We start from the raw sequence: 22,990 nt of genomic DNA, 5'->3' as shown, positions 1-22,990 counted from the left end.
CCTTCACAGCTCCCGTCTCCACCGCTCAGTTCGGCAGCCGACGGTATGGTCATTCGTGGCCAGGGGCCACCCGAGGGTGGGTCAATTTTCTTGGCCAGCCGTGGGTCAGTTTACGGGGCCGCTAACACCTTGAAAGACGACACGGTTCCGCCCCGCCCGCTTGGCCCGGTAGAGGGCCCGATCGGCGCGCTCGATCAGCGCGTCGGCATCGTCATCGGGCTCGATCAACGTGGCCCCGATGCTGACCGAGACTAGCCCGACCTCATCCGTCAGCGGTGAAGCCACCACGCTCTCGCACAGCCGCTCGGCGAGACTGCCCAGCCCCGCAGCATCCGTCTCCGGAGCCAGGATAGCGAACTCCTCGCCACCCCATCGGGCCAAGAGATCTGGCTCGCGCAGCTCGCCGCACAGGCGCTCGACGAGTTTGCGTAGGACTTCATCTCCGACCGCGTGACCGTAGGTGTCGTTCAGCGGCTTGAAATGGTCGATATCGAGCAGGAGCACCCCCGCGGGCGTGCCGTAGCGACGCCGTTGCCCCAACGCCTGCCCCAGGCTGTCCTCAAACGGCGGACGCCGATAGGCGCCGGTCAGGGCATCCCGCTCAGCCTGCTCGGCGAGCGTCTCGCGCTGCGCCTCCTGCGTCAGCTCGTAGGAAAGCCACTGCCCGAGCAGCCGCAGGAACTGGCGCTCGAAGCGGGTCAGCGGCGCGCGGGGTTCGGGACCGTAGATCAGGAGCACCCCGTAGCGCACCGCCCCGGCCCAGAGCGGCACGGCGAAGTAGGCGCCCACGGCGTCATGGCGCTCGTCGCACAGCGGATTCAGCCGCCGTGCGCCGTCTCCGCCGGCAAATCCCACGGGGCCGTCCCTTCGAGCGGTATGAGGCCTCTTGCCCTCCTCCCGTTCAAGCCACGGCTCAACCAGCTGTGGCTCCTCGGCGATCCGGTGAACGCAGCAGGCGGCGCAGAATTCTTTGACTATCCCGGTCGGGACCGCGTCGCACTCCGGATAGGCGGCACGAATGGTACACGTACCCTCTCCGAGGCGGCTGAGACGCGCACAAGGCAGGCCCATGACCTCGGTGCTCAGCCGCAGCACCTCAGAGAGCTTCTCATCCAGCGTCTGGTAAGGACTACCCGTAATCGACTGGAAGCTTCCAAGCCAGTGCTCTCGCTGGCGAAGCTCCTGCTCGGTGCGTTTGAGCCGTTCGATCTCCACGTGGGTGCCCATCAGCCGACGCGGCCGGCCATCCGGATGGCGCTCCACGATCTGGCCGCGAGCCTGCACCCAGAGCCAACCACCATTAGAGCGGCGGTAGCGGAACACGGTCGTGAAGGGCTCGCCCCGATTAAACTTCGCCCAGACAACGCACTCGGCCTTGAGCAGGTCGTCCGGATGCACCTGCGCCTGCCAATCCGCAAAGCCCAGTGTGCGCCCATCGGCCGGGTCGTGGCCGAGCATGCGCCAGCAGGCCTCGTCCCAGTAGATGGCATCACGTTCCAGATCCCACTCCCAAACACCGAAGGAGGCCGCCTCCTGTGCCATGCGGTAGCGTTCGCGCTCAGCCGCCTGCTCGGTGAGATCCATACAGATGCTGATCAGCCCGACAATCTCTTGGCCCTCATCGAGGATCGGGACCACGCTCAGCAAAGCCGGGAACACCCTACCGGTACGATGTATGGGTCGAATCTCCTCGGTAAACTCCTGACATTCGAGGCGAACTCGCTCGAGGACTTGAGCTGGCGGGTTCTGTTCGTCCGGCGAGGCGAGCATTCCCACGTTCTGCCCAATGAGCTCAGCGCGCGGGTAACCGAACAGCACCTCCGCGCCCTGGCTCGCCTCCTCGATCACGCCGTTGGTGTCCGTGCGGATGAGGCTGATAGAACGCGCGTGCTGGAAGATGGCCTCGTGCTGGCGTTGGCGCTCGCGCAGCACCTGCAGGGTTTCTTGGTATTCCGTGACGTCCTGGATGGTGCCCTGGATCACCCAGCGACCCTGCTCGTCGCGCCACTGCTGCGCCACTTCACGCACCCAGAGCACGCGTCCGTCCGGGCGCCGAATCCGGTACGTTCCCTCGCACGCGGAGCGATCCGAATCGGCCTGGAACTGGAACTCCGCCACCTGGTGGCGATCTTCGTAGGGAATTCGCTCCAACAGGTCAGCCACTTTTGGCTCAGGTCCACGCGGATCGAATCCCAAGAGTTCGTAGGTCATTGGAGACCACTCCACCGCCCCGGAATCCGGGTAGGTGCGCCAGTGCCCGATCTGGGCGATGCGCTCCGTCTCTGCGAGACGCTCGTTGGCCTCAGCCAGCGCCTGCTCGCGTTCGACCCGCTCGGTGATGTCGTTGATGTAGCCCCGGATCGCGATCCAGCGGCCTTGCTCGTCGAAGTCGATCACCGAGGACTCGTAGATCCAGCGCCATGAACCGTCAGCGGCCTGCAGGCGATAGGGGGAGGGCTCAATGGGCTGAGTCGATCTCGCCGCGCACCGGTGAGCCGCAGCGCGCTCATCGGCGGCGATCCGCTCGCGGTCCTGCGCGTCGATGAGCGCACCATAGGCGGTGCCTACCAACTCCTCCGGGCGATAGCCGAGGACCTCGGTCACGTTGGGCGAGATGTAGCGGACGGGCCAGCGCCCCGGCTCCGGCTCCCAGACGAAGGCGACGGTTGGGCCACCGAGGAAGAGGTTGCGCTCTTGTTCCAGCTCCCGGCTGGCAAGGCGCAACTCCAGCTCGTCGGTGACCATCTGCGCCAGGTCCTGAAGGGAAGTCAGGTCCGCGCCAGAGAACTCGCGCGGGCGCTGATCCTGCACGCAGAGCACGCCGACGGCGAAGCCGTCCGGCGAGACAATCGGCACGCCCGCGTAGGCACGCACATACGGTGGTCCGGTGACGAGCGGGTTGTCGTGGAAGCGCGCGTCCTGATGCGTGTCATCCACCACCAACGGCTCGGCGTGGTAGACGACATGGCCGCAGAAAGAGATCTGCCGTGACGTCTGACAGTCATCAATGCCGCGCGAAGATTTGAACCACTGCCTATCCCGATCCACGAACGTCACCGTGGCAATCGGTGCGGCGTAGATGTGGCAGACCATCCGGATGATTCGCTCGTAGGCGTCCTCGCGCTCGGTGTCGAGGATCGCGTAGCGCTCTAGGGCGGCCTGGCGCGCGGTCTCGTCCGACGGAATCAGGGCTGAGTACATAGACCGAATACCCGGTTCACGTTCCAGGGATGGACTGACGACGTCCAGCGCTCTGTGCGAGTGCGGCATAGTGCTCGTCCGCCCTGCGAACGGACTCCAGGTAGAACCGGTTGAGCTGCCTCGCAGGCATGGAAAACTCATCGAGGCGCGACCAGTCCGCCTGCTCCTGCGCGATCGCCGCGGCGAGTATACAACCGTAGGGCCCTGCGCGATGGATCAAGGCCTCGCGGATCTCCGCCTCGAGGGGCAGCTGATCGCAGATCTCGTCCATGGCCAGGTCGAGGACTGCATCAAGGCCCGAGAACAGACCGATGGTGAACGCAACGTCCGAATTCGACCCCCCATAGTGGTGGCGGGTCAGCTCCCTGCAAACGTGCGCGCGGATCAGTAGGGAGCGGATCTGCTCGGCGGGCTGCCCCTCAACCGATGCCAGCGCGAGCAGCAGGGCCCAGTGAGAAAGCTCGCGCTGCCCCAGATAGAGGACGGCGGTGCGAATACTGTCGATATCACGGGCCGCAAAGACCGGGGAGCGGAGATAGCGCAACAGCTTGTAGCTCAAAGACAGATCATGGTTGATCAGGCGCTCAGCGCGGGCGATGTCGAACTCGGAATTGTAGAGTTCCGCGAGCAGTTCGAGGATGGCCACCCGGTCCGTGCTCAACGACTGCCCCCTCAGCGTGGCAGGCCGTGAGAGGAAGAAGCCCTGGAAGTAGCTGAACCCCGCCTTGCGACACAGCTCGAGCATCTGGTGGGTCTCGACCTTCTCCGCGAGCAGCTCCGGACCCCCGTGGCGCTTAAGCCATCGAGCGTGGCGCGCTACCTCCTGGTAAGACATATTGAGGACATCGACCTTGATCACACTCACGTAAGGGATCAGCCAGTGGCGCTCATCCTGGCCGAGGATGTAGTCATCCAGGGCAAGGCGGTACCCCCTGCTGGCGAGCCGCCGCAGGGCGAGGAGCAGCTCCTTGTCCGGCTCGATGTGCTCAAGCAGCTCAAGGACGACCTCATCCGGGTGGAAGGGGATGAGATCCTCGACGAAAAAACGCCGCGTCAGGTTGATATAGGCGGGATGGTTACCGGTGAGCTGCGCAAGGCTCAGGGAGTGGAGGGCGTGCTCGATCACACTCGCTGAGGCCGCATCACCGTCGTCGAAGGCAGCATGCTCGGCATCGCCCTGGCGGTAGAGCAGCTCATAGCCGCAGACCTCGAGGTCGCGGTTGTAGATTGGCTGCCGCGCCACACGGATCTGCCCCGGAACTTCCGCTTCCGGTTCGCCACTCATATCTCGCCCTTCTTGCTCAGCGCTGGTCCCTGCACCGCTTCCCGGTCTCTAGACATTTCGAAAGCATAGTGCCACCTCAGCATGCCTTCGGAGAACTCGGGCTCGAGAACTCCTTGGTCGCTTTGCCGCTCTGCCCGACAGCATCAGAGGCGGGACAGTCTGGTGTGATGCGCGACATACACCACCAGGCGCTTGAGCTCCGAGCGATCCAGCGGCTTGCCCAAGTACGCATCGAAGAGCGCGCCGTCGAGCAGGTCAGATACCTCGGTGCGGCCGTAAGCCGTGTACAGGGCGATCGGGACCCCCGGAGATCCTTTGGTTTGCTCTTGGGCGCGGATGCGCTCCGCCACCTGCTCCCCGTACAGATCCGGCAGGGCCCGATCGAGCACCAGCAGATCGAATGCCTCTTCACCCCAAGCAGCCAGAGCGTCGATGGCGTTCTCGGCCGTGGTCACCGAGCAGCCGAGTTGCTCCAGCATGATCCGGGCGAGCATCACGTTCGCCGGCTCATCATCCGCGACCAGCACCCGGAGCGAGCGCTCCGGTGCATCGACCGCCTGCGACGCCTCAAGGGCATCAGGATCCCCGCCCGCGTTAGCCTCGGCGCTCTTATCCGGCGCAGCCAGCTGAGGCAAAGGCACCGTCACGCTGAACGTGGTGCCGACGCCCGGCTCACTGTCCAAGTTGAGTTCGCCGCCAAGGAGTTTCAGCAGTTCCCGCACGATGGCCAGCCCCAGCCCGTGCCCCCGCTGTGCGCCAGCGTAGCCCCCACGGTCAAAGGCCGAGAAGATCTGTTCCTGGTCCGCCGGCGAGATCCCCGTGCCGGTATCGCGCACCCGGAACGTGATCCACCCGTCCTCCTGCGGCACGGCCTCGAGGTCCACTCGCCCCTCATCCGTGTACTTCACGGCGTTGCTGAGCAGATTCGAGAGCAGCTGCGCGAGCCGGGTGGCGTCCCCCTCGACCCATTGCGGGAGCTGCGGATCAATACGGCAGGCGAGGGCGAACCCCCGCTCCTCGGCGAGGTGGCGATGCTCGGCGCACTGGCCCTCGATCACCGCGTGCAGATCGAACGGGGCCGGACTCAAGGTCAGCCGGCCGGCCTGCAGGCGGCTGAGGTCGAGCAGCGAGTCGATGAGCGCGAGCAGCCGCTGCGCGCCCTGGCGGCAGTGCCTCATGTACTCGGCGCGCTGCGATTCGGGCAGGCCCGGCTCCTCGAGCAGTTCGAGGAAGCCCATCAGCGCATTGAGCGGCGTGCGCAGGTCGTGGCTGACGGCGTTGAGGAAGGTGGTCTTGGCTTCCACCGCTTCGGCGAGCTCGCGCTCGGCACGCTTTTGGTCGCTGACGTCGAGGCTCACGCCGACCGCGGCTACCACCTCGCCGCGATAATCGGTAACCGGATGGATCGTCAGCAACGCCGGGAAGGTGTTGCCGTCCCGGCGGATCAGCTCCGTTTCTCGGCGTAGCGGCTCGCGCTCCCGGACCAGCCGTGTCACATGCGCGTGGTCTACCTCCGGGTCGGTCACCAACTGGCTGGCGTGCCTGCCGATGAGCTCCTCGCGGGCGTAACCGAACAGCTCCTCAGCGCCGGTGCTGGCCTCCAGGATTACTGATTCCAGGTCGGTCTTGACGATGCTGACAGAACGGGCCGCCTCGAAGATCGCCTCCAGTTCGCGCTGCCGCGCCTGGAGCTGCTCGCGCAGCTGCTGCTCGGCCTGCTCGGCGCGGCGGCGCTCGGTGATGTCCACACCCACCGCCTGAAAGTGGCTCTGGGCCCCGCGCTGGTCGAAGAAGGCCCGGATCGTCCACAGCTCCCAGCACACTCCCCCGTCATCGTTGGGTAGGCAGGTCTCAAAGCGGCCCACCGGCTCCTGTGGGATGTAGCTCGCCAAGTGTGTCTCCGCACGCTCGCGTTCCTCAGCGGGGAGAAAGTCCAGCCAGCGCCGCCCAATCAGCGCTTCTGGCTCCGCACCCAGATAATCCGCCTTGGCTCGATTGGCGTAGGTGATCGTGCTGTCGGGTAGGTAGCGCTCGATCATCAACGGCTGGTTCTCGACCAGGTCCCGGTAATGGGCCTCGCGCTCGGCAAGTTCGCGCCGGATCCGGCGCTGCTCGGTCACGTCCTGCGTCGTGCCGCGCAAAATACGCGGGTTCCCGTCGGCGTCGAACTCGGCATAGCCGAGTTCTTGCAGGATCCGCTCACCGCCATCCGCTCGCACGATGCGGTGCTCAATGTCGTAAGGCTCTCCCGTGGAAAGAGCCCGCTCGATGGCCTCCTGAAGGGCTGGGTGCTCCTCGGCGGGAATGCAGGCCCAAAACGTGTCCATGTCCAAGGGAGTGTCCGCCTTCTCCAGTCCGAAGAAGTTGTAGATCTCGTCCGACCAGTCCACCGAGCCGGAGGGGATGTCATAGACCCAGTGCCCCAGCCCGGCGATCCGCTTGGCCTCGGCGAGTTCCTGCTCGCGCCGGCGCAGCGCCTGCTCCGTCGCCTTAAGCTGTTGGATGTCGACGTACGTCCCCATCAGGCGCTGCGGGCGCCCGTCCGAGGCGCACTGCACGGTCTGGCCCCGCCCCTGCACCCAGAGCCAGCCGCCATCGGCGCAGCGCAGGCGGAACTCAAGAGAGATCGGCTCGCCCTGCTCGATCAACCGCCATAGCGTGGGCTCAAGCTGAGCCCGATCTTCCGGATGCACCGAACTGCGCAAATCGCCGAAATTTAGGGGGCACCCGTCTGCCGGGTCGTGCCCAAGCATGCGCCAGCAGGCCGCGTCCCAGTGGATGGTGTCGTTCTGCAGATCCCAGTCCCAGACGCCGAAACCCGCCGCCTCCTGTGCCAGGCGATATCGCTCCCGCTCGGCCGTCTGCTCACTCAGGTCCATCGCGGCACTGATCACGCCGGTGAGCTCGCCGGTGTCGTCAAGGATGGGCACCAGGCTCAGCAGGACCGGGAATACCGACCCGGAGCGGTGTACACGTTGGACCTCTTCGGTGATCTCCCGTCGCTCGTGGCGCAAGCGCTCCAGGAGCCGGCCCGGCACATGCCGCTCCTCCGGCGGATAGAACAGCCGCACACTCTCGCCGATGAGCTCATCACGCGTGTACCCGTGCAGCTCCTCGGCGCCCCGGCTGGCCTCCTCGATCACACCCGCCGCGTCCGTCTGGATCAGGGCGATCGAACTCGACCGGTGGAAGATGGCCTCGAGCTGGCGCTGGTGCTGACGCAGGGCCTGCAGCGTCTTCTGATAGTCGGTCACGTCTTGGACCGTGCCCTGGATAACTCGGCGGCCCTGGCCATCCCACCACTGCTTCGCGACCTCGCGCACCCATAGGAGGCGTCCATCCGGATGCCGAAACCGGTAAGATCCCTCGCAGGCGGTCCGCCCCGGATCGTCCAGAAGCTGGAACTCCGCCATTTGATGGCGATCCTCCTGCGGGACGCGCTTGAGCAGTTCGGCAAGGCTCGGCTCCTCCTCACGAGAGAAGCCACCGAGCTCGTAGATCATTGGAGACCAGATCAGCTCCCCGGATTCCGGATAGGCGAGCCAGCTCCCCATCCGGGCAATGCGCTCGGCCTGCTCAAGGCGCTCGTTGGTCGCACCCAGGGCCTGCTCGCTACGCTCTCGGGACCTTTCCGCTAGGTACCGGTCCGTAATATCCAGATGATTGAGCACGGCGCCGCGGATCCGTCCCTGCTCGATCAGGGGGGTACCCTGCATGAGGAACCAGCGTTCCCGATCTGGGGCATGGCAGGGATATTCATGCTCAAACGAGCTTGTCTTGCCGGCCAGCAGCTGCATGATGCCGTCGTAGGCCTGGGCTGCGTTGGGCTCGCGGGCCTCCATAGCGCCTTTCAGAACCCCCAGGTAGTCCCCCCCGACCTCCAGGCTGGGTCCAGCGCCTGCGTTCTCCCTTGCGAAATCCCGCCACGCCGCGTTCACGAACGCGATCTGTCCCTTGGTATCAATCACGGCAATGTGGGAGTTGAGAGCGTCGAGACTGGCACGAGCGAGGTCGAGTGCACCGATGCTTGACGAGAGCTCGGCGCTCTGCGTATCCGAATGGCTAGACCCGGAAGGCATCGCTTGGTGTACCCCCGAGATTGCGGCGTACTAGGTTCCTGTTAGTGAGGATCATTGTGAAGGCCGAAGTCTCGACCAGTTGACTTATGGCTCGGGTGAGCGGTCGGTCATGTGCTGCATGGTAAGAGAGAGCAAAAATAGCAGACACACTCCTCCTTGAGCGCTTTGGAAGGACCAGCAACGACGGGAGTCGAGCCATCTGATCCGGTTATCACTGCAGCCCCGTGGCTCGCCGATCACAAAAAGCGCAGGGTGGTGGCTCAACCACTGACATGGCCTAGTCATACATAGGCTGGGGCTTTTATCAAGGACGCACGACGCCGCAGGTCGAGTTCCAGCAAGAGCGCGGTAGTGCGGCCGGAAACTTGAAGATTCATATAGATGACACCGCGATCCGCCCAGGTGGACAACCAGTGGTTCAGTCGTAGAAGGGGTGAGAGCAGCGCCGGCGCCCGGCGGCGCGGATAAGGCCGTGCCTCCCCCTCAGGGAGCGGGCCGCTCGCCGCGCTCGAGTAGCTCGGTGAGCTGGTCCGCTCGCATGGGGCGCCCGAGCCCGAAACCCTGGCCGCGCTCGCATCCGAGCCCTCGGACAAAGGCGCGCTGCGCGTCTGTCTCGATCCCCTCCGCCACCACCGGCATACCCAACCCGCGGGCGAGGCTCACGATCCCACGAACCAGGGCCTCGGACTTGGCGGAGTTGCCGATGTCGCCGATGAAGGCGCGATCGATCTTGAGCGTGGTCAACGGCAGGGCCTGGAGATAGGCCAGGGCGCTGTAGCCGGTGCCGAAATCATCCAGTGCCAGCTGGACGCCCATCGCCGAGAGCTCCCGGAAGACCGCCTGGGTATCCGCGTCGAGGTCAAGAAGCAGCGTCTCGGTGATCTCCAGCTCCAGGGCGCCCTGCGGCAGCCCGGTGTCGTCGAGGATCCGGGATACCAAGCCGACCAGGTCGCTGGCGTGCACCTGCCGCGCCGAAAGGTTGACCGCCACCTGCATCGGATACCCCTGCTCCAGCCAGGCCCGAGCCTGGCGTGCCGCCGCCTCCAGCGTCCACTCACCAACCCGGTTGATCAGCCCCGATGCCTCGAGGATCGGTACGAAGACTCCTGGCGAGACCGGGCCGCGCTCCGGGTGATCCCAGCGCAGGAGGGCCTCGGCGCCGACGATGCGCCCCGAGGCAAGATCGACCTGCGGCTGGTAGGCCAAGTAGAGCTCCCCGTCGTCCACCGCCCGCTGGAGATCGGCGCGGAGCGCGAGCTGCTCCCGGAGCCGTGCGCCAGCCTGCGCATCGGCGAGCCTGATACTGGAGGTGCCGTTCGCGAGGGCGTTGGCCGCGGCTGCCTCGGCCTGCCCGAGGAGCGCGTCAGCCTCCTGACCGTCGCTGGGAAAGAGTGCCGCCCCGGCACACGCCGAGGCGAGCGGGGCTTGGTCGCGCTGGGTAGCCAACTCGCGGTTGACCCCCTCGAGTAGCTTGCGGAGGAGGTCCGTGAACTGCTGCTCCGCGTCCGAGGGCCGCTCAAGGACGGCGATGATGCGCCCGCGAGCGGCAACGCCAAGGAAGTGGGACTGGCCAGCGAGCTGCTTGCGCAGGCCAAAGGTTAGGGCCTCGAGCAGCGCATCGCCGGGCTCTTCGCCCATGCCCTGGGTGATGGAAGCGAAGTCGCGGATCTCGACGGCCGCCACGGCGAGTTCCTGGTCGAGCCGCTCGGCGCGGTGCAGCGCATCTTCGAGTAGCTGCAGTGTGTACTTGCGGTTGGGTAGCCCCGTGCGGGGATTAAAGTTCGCGTGGTAGTGAAGTCGCTCGGCCTCGAGGCGGCGAAGCTCGGTGACCTCCCGCTGTACCGCGACCAGGTAGCGGGCCTCGCTGTCCGGGGTAGTGACGGGGGCGATGTTCCACCACGCCCGGTAGCGGGAGCCGTCCTTGCGGTAGTTCCAGGCCTCCCCTTCGAACCAGCCGTGGTCGCGCAGGTCCGCCTTGAGTCGGTCCAGTACCTCGCGCTCCGTGTCCGGCCCCTGCAGCACGCGCGGCGTCTGCCCCACGATCTCGTCCGGGGTGTAGCCGGTGATGCGCGTGAAGGCCTCGTTGACGTAGATGATCTGCGGCCCTGGCGGCTCGAGTTCTGCGGTGGTGATGACGATCGACTCGCCTGCCTGGCTGATCGCCGCCTCCAGCAGGCTTTGGCCGTCCCGCGCTGTCAGCAAGTCAGTGAGCGCCCGGAGCCCCTCTACGGCGCCGTCCGTTTGGGCCATGATCATCGTAGGTCAGACTCCCTGTCAGCGCCTCGATATGGCCGAGGGTAGATGATCCGGTCCCTTGATCGCCAGCGCCGCTGGTTAGGGGGCGGCCCATGTTTCGGTCGAAGTTGTGTTCTACCGCTTCCAATGGGATATCGTTATCGACGCGGACCAGATTCACGCCACAACGGCTTATGTCACCTCGCGCATTCTGTTACGCCGTAACGGCCCAGCGGGCCGCCACCTCGCGATGGGTCATTGCCGCTACCCGGTCCGGTGGCCGGGGGTCACCCAACCGTGCAGTGCAGATCAGCGCTCAGGCGTTCGGTATCATCAATAGGGGGATCATATTCCTCCTGGGCTCATCAAACGATAGCCCTATATTGTTGATACCCGACGGCGCAGAAACCGGCAGGGGTCATTTAACGGTCCTTTTATGATGCCAGGAGGCCGCTCGTGCGCACGTTCGCCTATTGCCGCGTGAGCACCGTCGAGCAAAACCCTGAGAATCAGATAGGGGCTATCCGCCAAGCGGGCTACGAGGTCCAGGATCACCGGGTAGTCGTCGAGCACGTCAGCGGCAGTGTAAAAGCCCGCAAGCGGCCAGAGTTCCGTCGGCTGATCGACGACAAGCTAGAGCCCGGAGACCGCCTCATCGTGCTCAAGCTAGACCGCCTTGGCCGCGACGCCATCGATGTACAGCAGACCATTGAGGCCCTGCATGCGCGCCAGCTATCCGTGGTCTCACTCGACCTCCCGACCCCGGATCTAACCAGCGCAAACGGCAAGCTTATCTTGCAGATGTTCGCTGCCTTCGCGGAGTTCGAGCGCAATAGGATCCGAGAGCGCACGGCCGAGGGACTCGAGCGGGCTCGGCGAGAGGGCCGACGCCCAGGGCGACCGCGGGCTACAGACACGACCGCCGCCGTCCAAAGACTCAAGCTGCGTGGATACTCGCAACGCCAGGTAGCGCGCGAACTCGGCAAGGGACTAGCAACCGTTAAGCGGCACTGGCACGTCTAACCGCCCAGCTCTTCCCGCTCAGCGGCGATCGCCTCCGCCGGCTGTGCCCAGATACCTGCGCACCGTGTTCCGGGACACCCCACAGCTCTCGGGCGGTGGCGCGGATCGACAGTCCTCGGCCTTCGTCGTAGAGCGTTTTGTTCTTGTGAATCATAACCCACTCCTTCACACCTCCCGTTTCCGCCGCTCAGCGCGGCGGCCGACGGTATGGCCATTCGTGGCCAAGGGCCACCCGAGGGTGGGTCAATTTTCTTGGCCAGCTGTGGGTCTGTTGACGGGGCCGCTGACAAGATGCGCCCGCAGGGTGGGCAACGGGTATCGACGCCATGCTGAGACCGTGGTCTACGGCCGGTAAAAATATTGGCCACGTTGGCCAGAGCGTACAGAGAGGAGATGAACTAATAGCCCCAGTGCTCATGAGCCAGGGGAGCAGCGTTGAGCTCGTCCCTGCGCAGACGCCAGTCCGGCATAAATGTGTCCATGAGCTCGCGGAACCTATCGGTGTGGCGGCGCTCAAGCAGATGAACCAGCTCGTGAACGAGGATGTACTCGACACAGGCTCTGGGCTTTTTCGCCAGCTCTAGATTCACCCAGATGCGGCCAGCATCGGTGTTACAACTCCCCCATTTGGTTTTCATTTTCCTGATGCCCCAAGTGGGCGGCTCGATACCCAAGCGCGGCGCCCATTGCTCGACGAGCGGCCCCACCTCTGCCCGAAGTTGTCGGCGATACCAGCGGTAGATGACCTGCTCGCGGTGCTCGCGCGTCGTCTCCGGCCGAACGCAGAGCTCGATGACCCTGTTGCCGCGCACCCGAACGCTAGCGTTCCCGCCGCCCTCGACCACATCCAAGTTATAGCGCTTGCCGCGAAAGTAGTGGCTCTCGCCGGTGACGAACTGGCGCTGGCTCTGACGGGCCTGCTTCACAAAGCCCTTCTGCTGGCGCTGTATCCAGCGTAAACGCGCGACGACAGCCAGGCGGATGGCCTCATCGTCCATCCGCTCGGGGGCGGCCACCCGGACATAACCATCCGGCGGGTATACACCCACGTGCAAATTTTTGATCGGCTTGCGATCAACGTCGACGGCGATTCCTCGGATCTCGATGCGGCGCCGCTCAGTAGTCATTTTGCGCTTTGACCAGCTCCAGGACTGCGTCTACGTCAAAACCTGCGTTCGCGCTGTCGTGGCCCTTTAGCACTGACTCGATCGCATTCCGCACCCTACGCTCCTTGAAGGGATTACCACGCCAGTCGGCTCTTTTGACTTGGCGGATCTCCGAGTCCAGCGTAACGGCCAATTCGGCGTCCTGCCCGAGGTTATCATAAAGGGACTTACGGGCCGGGCTGTCGATGCCGGGAGGATAATCGGTCGTGCCCTGTCCCTGAGTTACGTCGCGAGCAAGTTGCACCACCTGCTGAAGGTACTCTTGGTACTGCAGCGCATCCTGGCGACGCTTCTCGATCAGCGCATCCAGCAGCTCAGACATTCGATCGTAGTACTTCGGATTGACATCCCGTTCGTCGATGATCAAGCGGCGGACGTTGTTCTCGATCGTCTCTGCCATCGCCTCCTGATCTCCCTTCACCGAGTCAGGCAGCGACTCCGTGGCTTCCTCGCCCCGCTCGACAATCAGCTCAACCAAGGTCTTGTCGTCAAACGCAGCCAGCGTCCGGCTCTCATCGGCACGTATGTAGGTATCGAGCAGGTGACGCATGGCCGGCTCGTACACCTTCATATCGACGTAGTCGCCACTGGCCAGCTTGACCTCCTCACGAACCTTCTCTGCGTACTCCACCTCGTGTCTGACTGTCTCGGCCTCTGCGGCGCTGTAGCCGGCGGCCTGCATCTCATTAGCCAGGTTGGCGTAGGCGCGCAGCAAAGCCCCTACCTGCTTGTAGAGTGCGACCCGCTTGGGCTCATTGTCCTTGATTATGGCGGGGTCATTGCTTGAGCCCACAAAGTACCGGCGGTACGCGGCACTGTCGCCGGGCGGCTCAACCGCCTCACATAGCGCTTTAACCGCCTCGCGGGCCTCTTCAAGTCGTTCCTGCGCTTTGCTCAATCGCTCCTGCAGCAGTCCCTCAACGTCACCAGCCTCGAAGGCGTCGAAAGCCCCGCCAGTATAGTCCTGGATGGACTGCTCCAATGAGCGGAACAGGTCCTTGTAGTCGATAACGTAGCCGACTTCTTTATCCTCGGTGTGCAACCGGTTGACCCGGCAGATAGCCTGAAACAGGCCGTGGTCGCGCATCTGCTTGTCGATATACAGGTAAGTGGCCGGGGGTGCGTCAAAGCCGGTGAGCAGCTTGTCGACGACGATCAGAAGCCGCATCTGGGCTGGCTGATGGATGAAACGCTGCTTGACCTGCTCCTCGAAGGTCTCGACTTTGTTGATCGCCGTCTCCGCAGGCTCGTCGAAATGCTCGGCGAGCATCTGCCGGTACACCTCGTACTGGTGGAGTTTTTCGGTCTCCCCCTCCCCGGTGACTTCATTCTTGATGGAGGCCGTGGAGGGCACGTACGAGGTGACCACTGCGCAGTGCCCCTTGAGTTCGGTCTTCTGGAACATCTCGTAGAGCCGGCATGCTGCATAAATACTACCGGCGACCAACATGGCGTTGCCGCGCCGGCTCATGAGCCGGTCGCGGGTCTCCATATCCCAGAGGATGTCTGCAACGATCTTCTGGAGCCGGTCCTGCGAACTCAGCACCTTCTGCAATGAGCCCCAGCGCTGCTTGAGCTGGGCGCGCGCGTAGTCGGTGAGCCCCTGGGTCTTGACCTCGAACCACTCGTCGATCTTCTTCTGGTTCGTGATCTGCTGATCGATGTCCCGGGCCTCATAACTGAGATCGAGTACAACCCCATCGCGCACCGCCTGGTCGTACTTGTAGGTGTGGATGTAAGGCCCGAACGTCTCGATGCTCTTCGGCTTGTCCTTCTTGAGCAGCGGCGTACCCGTGAAGCCAATCAGCATCGCCCCCGGCACAATCTGCTTCATGGCCGCGTGCAGCTTGCCCGACTGCGTGCGGTGGCACTCGTCGACGAAGACGAAAACCTCTCCCCGGACCTTGAACCCCTTGGGCAATTGACTCTCGACATCCTGGATGAAGGCGTCGACGTCCCCCTCCTCCGAAGTGCCGAACTTGTGCACCAGCGATCCGATGAGCCAAGGCTCACTGCGCCCGAGGACGTCGATGAGATCCTCGCCGCTTCGGGTTCGATGGATGTGCTCACTGACCCCTTTGAATACCGCCTCGATCTGTTCGTCGAGCTCCTTGCGGTCTGTGACCACCAGCACGCGCGCGTTGGTCACATGCTCGCGAATCCACTTCGCGAGCCAGACCATGGTCAGCGATTTGCCACTGCCCTGCGTATGCCAGATCACGCCTCCTTCGCGCCGGCGCACGTAATCCTGAGCAGCGCGCACCCCGAAGTACTGATTGTGACGGCAGGTCTTCTTGGTGCCGGCGTCGAAGACGATGAAGTCGTGGACGATCTCCAGCAGCCTATCCTTGCGACAGAGTTGCTCAAGGCCAGCCAGCAGCGGATCCTCGATGGGCGTCTCCTCCTGCCACTGGAGCCAGTACTTCTCGGGGGTATCGATCACCCCGTAGTACAGTCCTTCGGTGGCGTTACCGGCCATCAGAAGCTGTACCGGGGCGAAGAATGACCGAATGACATCGGCGTCTTGGTTGAGCAGGTTCTGTCGGATGCCCTCGGCCGCGGCGACCGTGGCGCGCTTGAGTTCCAGCACGCCGAAGGCGACGCCGTTGACGTAAAGCACCACGTCAGGCCGCTTCGTCTGCTTGCCGATTACCGTGACCTCTTCGGCAACCGCGAAATCGTTGTTCTCAGGATGCGCCCAATCGACCAACCAAACTGTCTCGTTCTGCTCTTCAACCGAACGCTTGGCCTTGACGCCATAACGCAATCGTTCATAAACAGCACGATTCGCCTCGTAGAGGGTTTTGCTGCCGGATAACGCCGCAGCCTGGTCAAGCTCTCGAAGCGCCCGATCGATGATCCGATCATCATGTCCTCGCCGATGCAGCCAATCGGCCAGCAACCCCGGTTCGATAGGCCGGTTGCCCTCGCGCTCCGTCCAGTCGCCAAGGTAGCGGTAACCGAGGGTATCCAGGAAAAACTGCAGAACCTGCTGCTGCGTAAGGCGCTCGAGTTGGCCGACATCACTCATTCCTTGAACTCCCAACCTGGGGCACCCCGCACTTAATTATTGGCGTCGCAAATAAAAATTTTTTCCAATCTTAGCATGTGCACCCTACCCATAACTAAGTCAGTGTTTATCGACACGCTCACCAGAAAGCGTCCAAGTCTCAAAGGCAAGCTCCATAAGAACACGCTGACGTATCTCGATGCTTTCCCGGCTCCAAGACTCAAAAAAATAGCCGATTTTCTCACGAACACGGTTGAGGCCGGTGTTTTTGCCTATCTGGTACTTCGGGTCTAGCATGTTAGTCATAATCACATTGGACTTGACGTACTCAGCCTGCTTTGCGCAAAACCAATTTGATTCCAGATCATTGAAATTGTTGACAGCTTGGTTGATCATCCCCTCCAGAAGAGTCACGTTGCCCAGTTTCGCGACGGCTAGCTGGTAAGCCTCCATGTCTTCAAATTCCGGCGGGATCACGTCGTTATGAGGTGTCTGGGGGAAGATGTGCTCAACCTGAAGACTCTGAATGAAATTGTTACCGTGTTGGCTCATACCGGCCTGTTGCCGAATCGTGTTCTCCATACGGCCCAAAATGAAACGCTGGCGATAAAGGGGATTGAAGGCCGTATGATTCAACGTCGTAAAGCGGCCTCGGAACTCAGGTAGTCGATCCTTCAAGTACTGCAGCATCCTCGAGCGTACCACTTCATCAATTGCCGCCCTATCTTTAGCCTGACGCAATTCAGCCGCCCACCGGGCAAAGAGCCTTTCGTTTTCACGCCCTTGAATCCCGATGGCATTACTGAAAAAAAAGAAGGACTCGATCTGTGACGCCAGATAATCCAAAAGTTGATCACTGGATCCCTGCGGCAGGGCCAGCAACAGCACAAGATGTTGACGTGACCCGTACTTATTGATGAAGCCGATATTGCTAACGCTTGGATAGGCACTATTATTACTGAAGTCCTCGGTGGCGTTTACCAGCCTAGCGTACCGTTCAGAAAGCCTCTCCATTTCTCGGGCCAGATTTAGTGGCTCGGATTGATAGTTCAGGGCTGACTTACCCGTGGTGGATATGATCCACTTGTAGATTTCATCTTCACGCAATACCCCCCTATGATAACGACCAACTAAAAAGTACTTCAGGAATCGAAGCGGCTTGTCTCCATCACGGCAACTCTCAAGATTTTTGACTATACGCTGCCATGTTTCTTTTATGGCACTAAAATCAGACTCGCGCGCCTCACTAAAAAGAAGGTTTTTCACTAAGTCCATGGCATTGAGTCCGACCCCGCGCTGGTTTATGGTCTCAAATATCTTTAGGGCACTGCTCAGATTCTCCGACTTAATGACCACCATTTCTATGCTTGTGAGCAGGTAGCGAGCGTAATTGGTTAATTCATTTAGGCCTTTATCCAGGTATTGGCAAAAGTGATCGTTAACTCGCCTGTATGCTTCACTCATGCGGCGAATGGAGGCTGTCTCTTCTCCGTTATAGTGCTGGCCCATTATAAGACGAGCAAGATAATCTCGGCTTTCTTCATACTGCAACTCGAGTCGAACCTGAGTGCCATCTGTCTTGATGTCAAAATGACTTAGCCACTCTTGGATCGTCTTGAGGTAATTGGATTGGCGCTGATCGAGCTTTAATCCTTTCATCAAATCGCGCATCACGCAAAGGCTTAGCACGATCGTTGTCAGCCGTTGTTGACCATCAATAACATCGAACTTTCCTTCGCGGTTAACGATTATAATTGAGCCAAGGAAGTAGGCAGGCTGATCATGGGTTCCAGGTTCATACTCGTTGTCGATATCAGACAAGAACTGCTCGACTTGATCATCAGCCTCCCAAACATACTCGCGCTGATAATCGGGGACGACGAAGTAAAAATCTTTCAGTTCTTGGATCGAGTGCACTTTTGCGTCAATATGCATGCTCACAATATATTTCCTTATTCTTACTATTTTCCGATCGTCTGTTCCGGAGACACTAATCTTACCCACCCAGTTAGCAACTGCTGCATCATCCCCTGCTTGATCTGGCGAGCCTTGTCACGGCGGCGTTCCAGGATCTCGATTTCGGTGTCCATGTCAGAGAGTACGGTGGCGATGGCGGTTTGTTCATAACGCGGCGGGCACGGGAACAGAATGCCTCTCAAATCATTAACAGAAAGACCCTTAACCGTACTTCCACTGCCAATCTCACCGATCATGATTGCATTTTTCTCAAACCAGTAATAAACGAAGTTATTATCGACACTTGGCGTTGTAAACAACGCTTTAAGATCTTGGTTAATGGCCACGTCCACGTCGTATACCACAGCCTTCCCGAGAGCCATACGCGTTGATGTGATCAACGTGCCCGCAGGTATCAGATGCGATGCACTTTTTCTTAGCCCTACCTCCGTTATCGATTCCTGTGTTTGGCTGGGATGAAAATCGGAAAAATCTTTCACAGTGACCCATGGAATCTCTGCGCCCCAGAAATCCGGGTTTCCTCGACTGGGGGTTCCACCGCCAACAATTTTTTCTATTACATCCCCCAACCGCTTCGTCTCCCACTCGCCGGTGAAGCCGGGCAGGCGGGTCTGGCCGGTGAGGAGTTGTTGCATGGCGGCCTGTTTGATGGCGCGCTTTTTGGCGATCAGGCGGTCGAGGGATTCGATCAGCGCGTCCGCGTCCGACAGGGCGGTGGCGATGGCGCGTTGTTCTTCGATCGAAGGCAGCTGAACCGGTATTTTCGCCAACTGGCTCCGAGAGATGCGCGTCCTAGTTGAGCCTCCGCACCTATCAGCAACCTCCGAGAACCATCTTGGTGTACAAAACACGCCAAGGAGGAATTTGGGATCAGCCAACTCTGGTGAGGGTCGGAATATGGTCACATCCACTGATGTGATCATTCTCTCAAAACCTAGGTCTGGCGCTATGCAAGCTCGGCCGGCTGGATCGGCAAGGCGACAAATCAGCAGGTCGCCTGGTAACACATCTTTGCAGCGAAGCTGTTGGAAGGACTGGGTACTGATATACTTCTTCGACGCCTTCTCCTTGAAAAGGCCAACACCAATATTCCCGGTTTGCAGAAGACGCACCCCGGAAGTGGTCAAGAACTCAGCTTCAACCCAATCCCCGTCATCGAATCGGCTTTTACTGTAGTCTGCTACAGCAAATATCGTCTCAGTTGACCAGTCCGCCGGAATCACCCCCACCTCGGTCCTCTTATACCCAGGCGGCACATCCTTAGCAGTCTTAATCTCGGCCTCCCGGGAATAGGCGGCCAAGGCATCCTGCACGGCGTGCCGTTCCACTGCCTCGCTACTCTCAGCCATCGACCTGCACCCCCATTTTCCGCAAATGGCCCGCAACCCGTTCAGCCAGCCCTGCAACCTCGCGCTCAATTTTTGGCAATGGATCGGCGTAGCGTTCTTCCAGCTCTCTCACCCGACCGGCGAGCTGATTGGCGATGTGATCGACTTCCCCATTGATGGCGGCGCGGATATCGGTCAGCCACTTGTCATCCACGGTCAACGTCTTGATCTCGGCAAGCGTCAGTTCGCGGTAACAAGCGAGCACGTCCCGATTCAGAGCGGCCTCGGCGTCCTTCACAGCTTTTTTGGCACTGGCTTCCGCGTCCATCAGCTTCTGACACTGTTTGAGGGCGGCGATCTCCTCATCGCTATCCGGTTCGACCTTCAGCGCTTTAACGCGCTTTTTAATCGCATCCTTGGTCACCTTCCCCTGGTCGCCCTTCACCTCGCTCAACAGGTCCTCGTCGCCCTCGTGTTCGTCGAGGAACTCCTCAAGCTCTCGTGTAGCAACCTCATGGCCCGCGCGAAGTTCCTCGAGCGAGGCTTGACGATCTGGGAAGAACCGTTCAACGACAAGCTGTGGAGGGATGAGATCGAGCTTGTACTTCTTGGCATTCTTTCCGGTGCCAACGGTCAGATCAGGGTCCTCCTTGATCTTGCGCGCCTTGTTCTCGATCACGCCGCGTGGCCTTGCCGCCTCCTGCCACCCCTCTCCGGCGATCAGGTAGAGGTCGTCCTGCATGACATCTGCCCAGTAGTCCAGCAGCCGCTGATAAACCGCGTAGCGGTCAAGGAGGGGAACATCAGCAAAGCGCGTTAATAGATCCTCGGCAAGCTCCCGGATGACCGTCCGCGGCTGCGCGCCCGCCTCAAGCGCCATTAGCGAGGACCGGTGCGCAGCCTGCCAAGCACCAATCACCTCCGTAACCGAATCCGCGAAGGCACGGAAGTCGGGATGCTCTTGCACCGTCGTCTTAACCTCGCTATTGGCGACGCGCGCCTCGACGTAGCCTGGCCGATCACCGTCGGCGAACAGGGCTGCGCGTACCCCTGGCAGCACACGCCAGTAAGGGTCGAGCTCATCCACATCACGCTCTGGGATCCCCCCGTTGAGGTGGGCGTCGAGATCGTGACGATCCTCGGCTTCGCCACTGTCGATATAGCGGGGGATATTAAGGTTGTAGTCGTTCGCCTCGGAGGCGATCTCAGCGAGGGGCACGTGCCGGGAGAAGCCCGGGAGCTCATGGCCGTTATTGAACACGTCGACGATCTTGTGGATATCTCGCGACCGGAGCCGGTTCTTGTTGCCGTCTTTCATGTAACCAGTGCTGGCATCGACCATGAAAACGGTATCACGGCTAGCCGCATGCTCCTTGTCGATGACCAGGATACAGGCGGGAATGCCGGTGCCGTAGAAGAGGTTCGGGGGAAGACCAATAACCCCCTTGATCAGCCCCCGCCTGAGAAGGCCGCGCCGGATGTCGGCTTCTTTGTGGCCTCGAAAGAGCACCCCATGCGGCAGGATGATGGCGCCCTTACCCGTGGACTTGAGCGACTTGATCAGGTGTAGCAGGAAGGCGTAGTCACCATTCTTGGCAGGTGGCACACCGAATTCAAAGCGGCCGAACTCATCGTGTTCCGGATCCAGCCCGTTGGTCCACGATTTCGCCGAAAACGGCGGGTTCGCAACGGCGTAGTCAAAGGTCTTCAGGCCGCCGCCCGGATTCCGGAAGTAAGGCCGCGAGAGCGTGTTGTCCCGCCATAGCTCCGCGTCCGGGTAATCGTGCAGGATCATGTTCATCTTGGCCAAAGCCCAGGTGGCGTTGTCGTTTTCCTGGCCATAGATGGTGATCCCGCGCGGCGCCTCGTAGGCGGCTCGGAGCAGCAGCGACCCCGATCCGCATGTAGGATCGTAAAGCGTCTCGTCCTGGCTCGTGTCGGGGCCGATCCCGACGACCTGGGCGATGACCCGTGAAACCTCAGCGGGGGTGTAGAACTGCCCTTTGCTTTTGCCGGACTCGGTCGCGAAGTGCCGCATGAGGTATTCATAGGCATCGCCGAGCAGGTCGTCGCCGTCAGCGCGGTTTGCGCCCAACTCGAGCTGCTCAAAGATCGCGACCAACTTCGACAACCGGTCCTGCATGTCCTTGCCGGACCCGAGCTTCGTCTCGTCGTTGAAGTCTGCCTGGTCAATGACTCCCTTCAGGTCATTGGCCTCGGCGAGCCGGCTGATGATCACATTGATCTTCTCGCCGATGTCCTTGTCGCCCTTCAGTGCCACCATATCCTGGAAACTGCCGCCCTCCGGGACCTCGATCAGCGAGTCCTTCTTATCGGAGACGTACTTCATGAACAGCAGAGTCAGGACATAATCCTTGTACTGCGAGGCGTCCATGCCGCCGCGCAGTTCGTCACACGACTGCCAGAGCGAGCTGTAGAGTTGGGACTTCTTCAGTGCCATCGGGAACCTGTCTAGTTGGTCTGGTTTGTCAGCGAAGAGAAGCTAGGCCCTCCCGCGACGCCACTGCGGCCACGGCTATAAGGGGGCGAGGATACAAGCGACATGGTGACAAAAGTTGTCAAAACAGCTTGGGGACGCGCACCTCAAGCCACTCAAAGCAGCCACGGCGTGGAAGCGGCGTGGCCATCCTTACGGGGTATCAGGGGCTCGGGGGGCGGCACAGTCTCCCTCGAACGTCGCCTTCATAGCATCCTCCCCCCGTTTGTCCTTTTACTCCCAGCAGGTTCGCGGCAGTATGCACGAGACTCATAGCCGGAGATAAGGCCCAGCAAACACGATGACCCTAGACCCAGACCGGGATAGACTCGAGCGTCGCGAAACGCTCGCTCGACTCAGGCAACGCGTCCTCTTGCAGGGAACGTGCGGCGGCCAATGCGCCAAGCAACCAGGGAGGAGTTGATGAACACCGACGAGACCACCGGATGGATGGTGCGGGCTGCGACCGGGGGCCGGCTAGCCGATGAGTTCTGGGATAAGGCGGTCGTTGCGATTGGCTGGGAAGAACTGGGCGACCTCTCCACCTTCGGCTCGAAGGACGCAGTGCTTGCCAAAGCTCGGCGAGTTCACCCGGAGGCCCCGGAGGGCCGGATAAAGACCGCTGTGAGCCAACAACTGCGCTTCCGAGACGAGGTCGCGGCCGGAGACCGCGTAGTCACTTATGACTCCGGTCGCCGGCAATATCATGTGGGCACCATCTCCGGACCGTATCAGCACGACCCGGAGCGCATCCCGCCCTGTGAGCACGTTCGAACGGTAGAATGGGAGGGAAGCGTCTCCAGGGATGACCTGTCGCAACCGGCAAGGAACACCCTGGGATCGACGCTCACACTGTTCCGACTGCCCCCGGAGGTTCTCAGCGAAATCGAGCACCTGCTGCACGGCGAGCAAGTGCCCGCGATGGAGAGCGCACTCCAAGATGCGGAAGCTGAGGAAGACGAGCTGGCCCGGCTGCTGCGATACCGGCAGGAGGCGTTCGAAATCGTTAAGGATCGGGTAATCCGCCTGGGACACGAGGAGATGGAAGAGCTCGTGGCCGGTTTGCTGCGAGCAATGGGCTACAGAGCCAGTCTCAGCCCCCAGGGTCCGGACCGTGGCGTGGATGTATTGGCGTCTCCGGACGGCTTTGGCTTCGAGTCACCACGTATCGTTGCGCAAGTGAAGCATC

Annotated in this window: 11 protein-coding genes; 2 read left to right on the top strand and 9 right to left on the bottom strand. The window is 61.5% G+C overall.

Going from position 1 to position 22,990, the window contains the following annotated elements:
• Positions 1-105: 105 nt before the first annotated feature.
• From CCR79_RS12980 to CCR79_RS12965, 4 genes are all read right to left on the bottom strand, one after another.
• Positions 106-3,201, bottom strand: a complete 3,096-nt coding sequence (locus tag CCR79_RS12980; RefSeq protein WP_201173805.1) for a PAS domain-containing protein — start codon at positions 3,199-3,201, stop codon at positions 106-108.
• Between the two features lie 16 nt (positions 3,202-3,217).
• Complete coding sequence (locus CCR79_RS12975; RefSeq protein WP_201173793.1) at positions 3,218-4,486, bottom strand: EAL and HDOD domain-containing protein; 1,269 nt, start codon at positions 4,484-4,486, stop codon at positions 3,218-3,220.
• Between the two features lie 143 nt (positions 4,487-4,629).
• Entirely contained in the window at positions 4,630-8,565 is a 3,936-nt protein-coding gene (locus tag CCR79_RS12970) for a hybrid sensor histidine kinase/response regulator (RefSeq protein WP_242510943.1), read from the bottom strand.
• Positions 8,566-9,048: 483 nt separating this feature from the next.
• Entirely contained in the window at positions 9,049-10,821 is a 1,773-nt protein-coding gene (locus tag CCR79_RS12965; RefSeq protein WP_201173778.1) for a putative bifunctional diguanylate cyclase/phosphodiesterase, read from the bottom strand.
• 435 nt (positions 10,822-11,256) lie between these two features.
• Here CCR79_RS12965 and CCR79_RS12960 point away from each other — a divergent pair, with 435 nt between their 5' ends.
• On the top strand, positions 11,257-11,823 hold the full coding sequence (locus CCR79_RS12960; protein ID WP_201173765.1) for a recombinase family protein: 567 nt from the start codon (positions 11,257-11,259) through the stop codon (positions 11,821-11,823).
• A gap of 398 nt (positions 11,824-12,221) precedes the next feature.
• On the opposite strand, the gene CCR79_RS12955 is transcribed toward CCR79_RS12960, so the two are convergent.
• The 5 genes from CCR79_RS12955 to CCR79_RS12935 form a co-directional block, all read right to left on the bottom strand.
• Complete coding sequence (locus tag CCR79_RS12955) at positions 12,222-12,950, bottom strand: M48 family metallopeptidase (RefSeq protein ID WP_201173751.1); 729 nt, start codon at positions 12,948-12,950, stop codon at positions 12,222-12,224.
• A complete protein-coding gene (locus CCR79_RS12950) occupies positions 12,940-16,020 on the bottom strand; it encodes a type I restriction endonuclease subunit R (protein WP_201173748.1) in 3,081 nt (1,026 codons plus the stop codon). The genes CCR79_RS12955 and CCR79_RS12950 overlap by 11 nt, the downstream gene beginning before the upstream one ends.
• 99 nt (positions 16,021-16,119) lie before the next feature.
• Positions 16,120-17,934 carry a DUF262 domain-containing protein gene (locus tag CCR79_RS12945; RefSeq protein WP_242510944.1) on the bottom strand — a complete coding sequence of 605 codons (1,815 nt, stop codon included), beginning with the start codon at positions 17,932-17,934 and terminating at the stop codon, positions 16,120-16,122.
• Positions 17,935-17,960: 26 nt separating this feature from the next.
• Entirely contained in the window at positions 17,961-19,325 is a 1,365-nt protein-coding gene (locus CCR79_RS12940; RefSeq protein WP_201173742.1) for a restriction endonuclease subunit S, read from the bottom strand.
• Positions 19,318-21,765: a type I restriction-modification system subunit M gene (locus tag CCR79_RS12935; RefSeq protein WP_201173739.1), complete on the bottom strand. Its 2,448-nt coding sequence runs from the start codon at positions 21,763-21,765 to the stop codon at positions 19,318-19,320. Before CCR79_RS12935 ends, CCR79_RS12940 begins: the two co-directional genes overlap by 8 nt.
• 459 nt (positions 21,766-22,224) lie before the next feature.
• Here CCR79_RS12935 and CCR79_RS12930 point away from each other — a divergent pair.
• On the top strand, positions 22,225-22,990 hold a 766-nt coding region (locus tag CCR79_RS12930), incomplete at its 3' end, for a restriction endonuclease (RefSeq protein ID WP_242510942.1).

The organism is Halorhodospira halophila, from assembly GCF_016653405.1.
GTDB classification, from domain to species: Bacteria; Pseudomonadota; Gammaproteobacteria; order Nitrococcales; family Halorhodospiraceae; genus Halorhodospira; species Halorhodospira halophila_A.
Note: the sequence above shows the minus strand (reverse complement) of the source record. Positions and strands in the feature narration are given on the sequence as shown.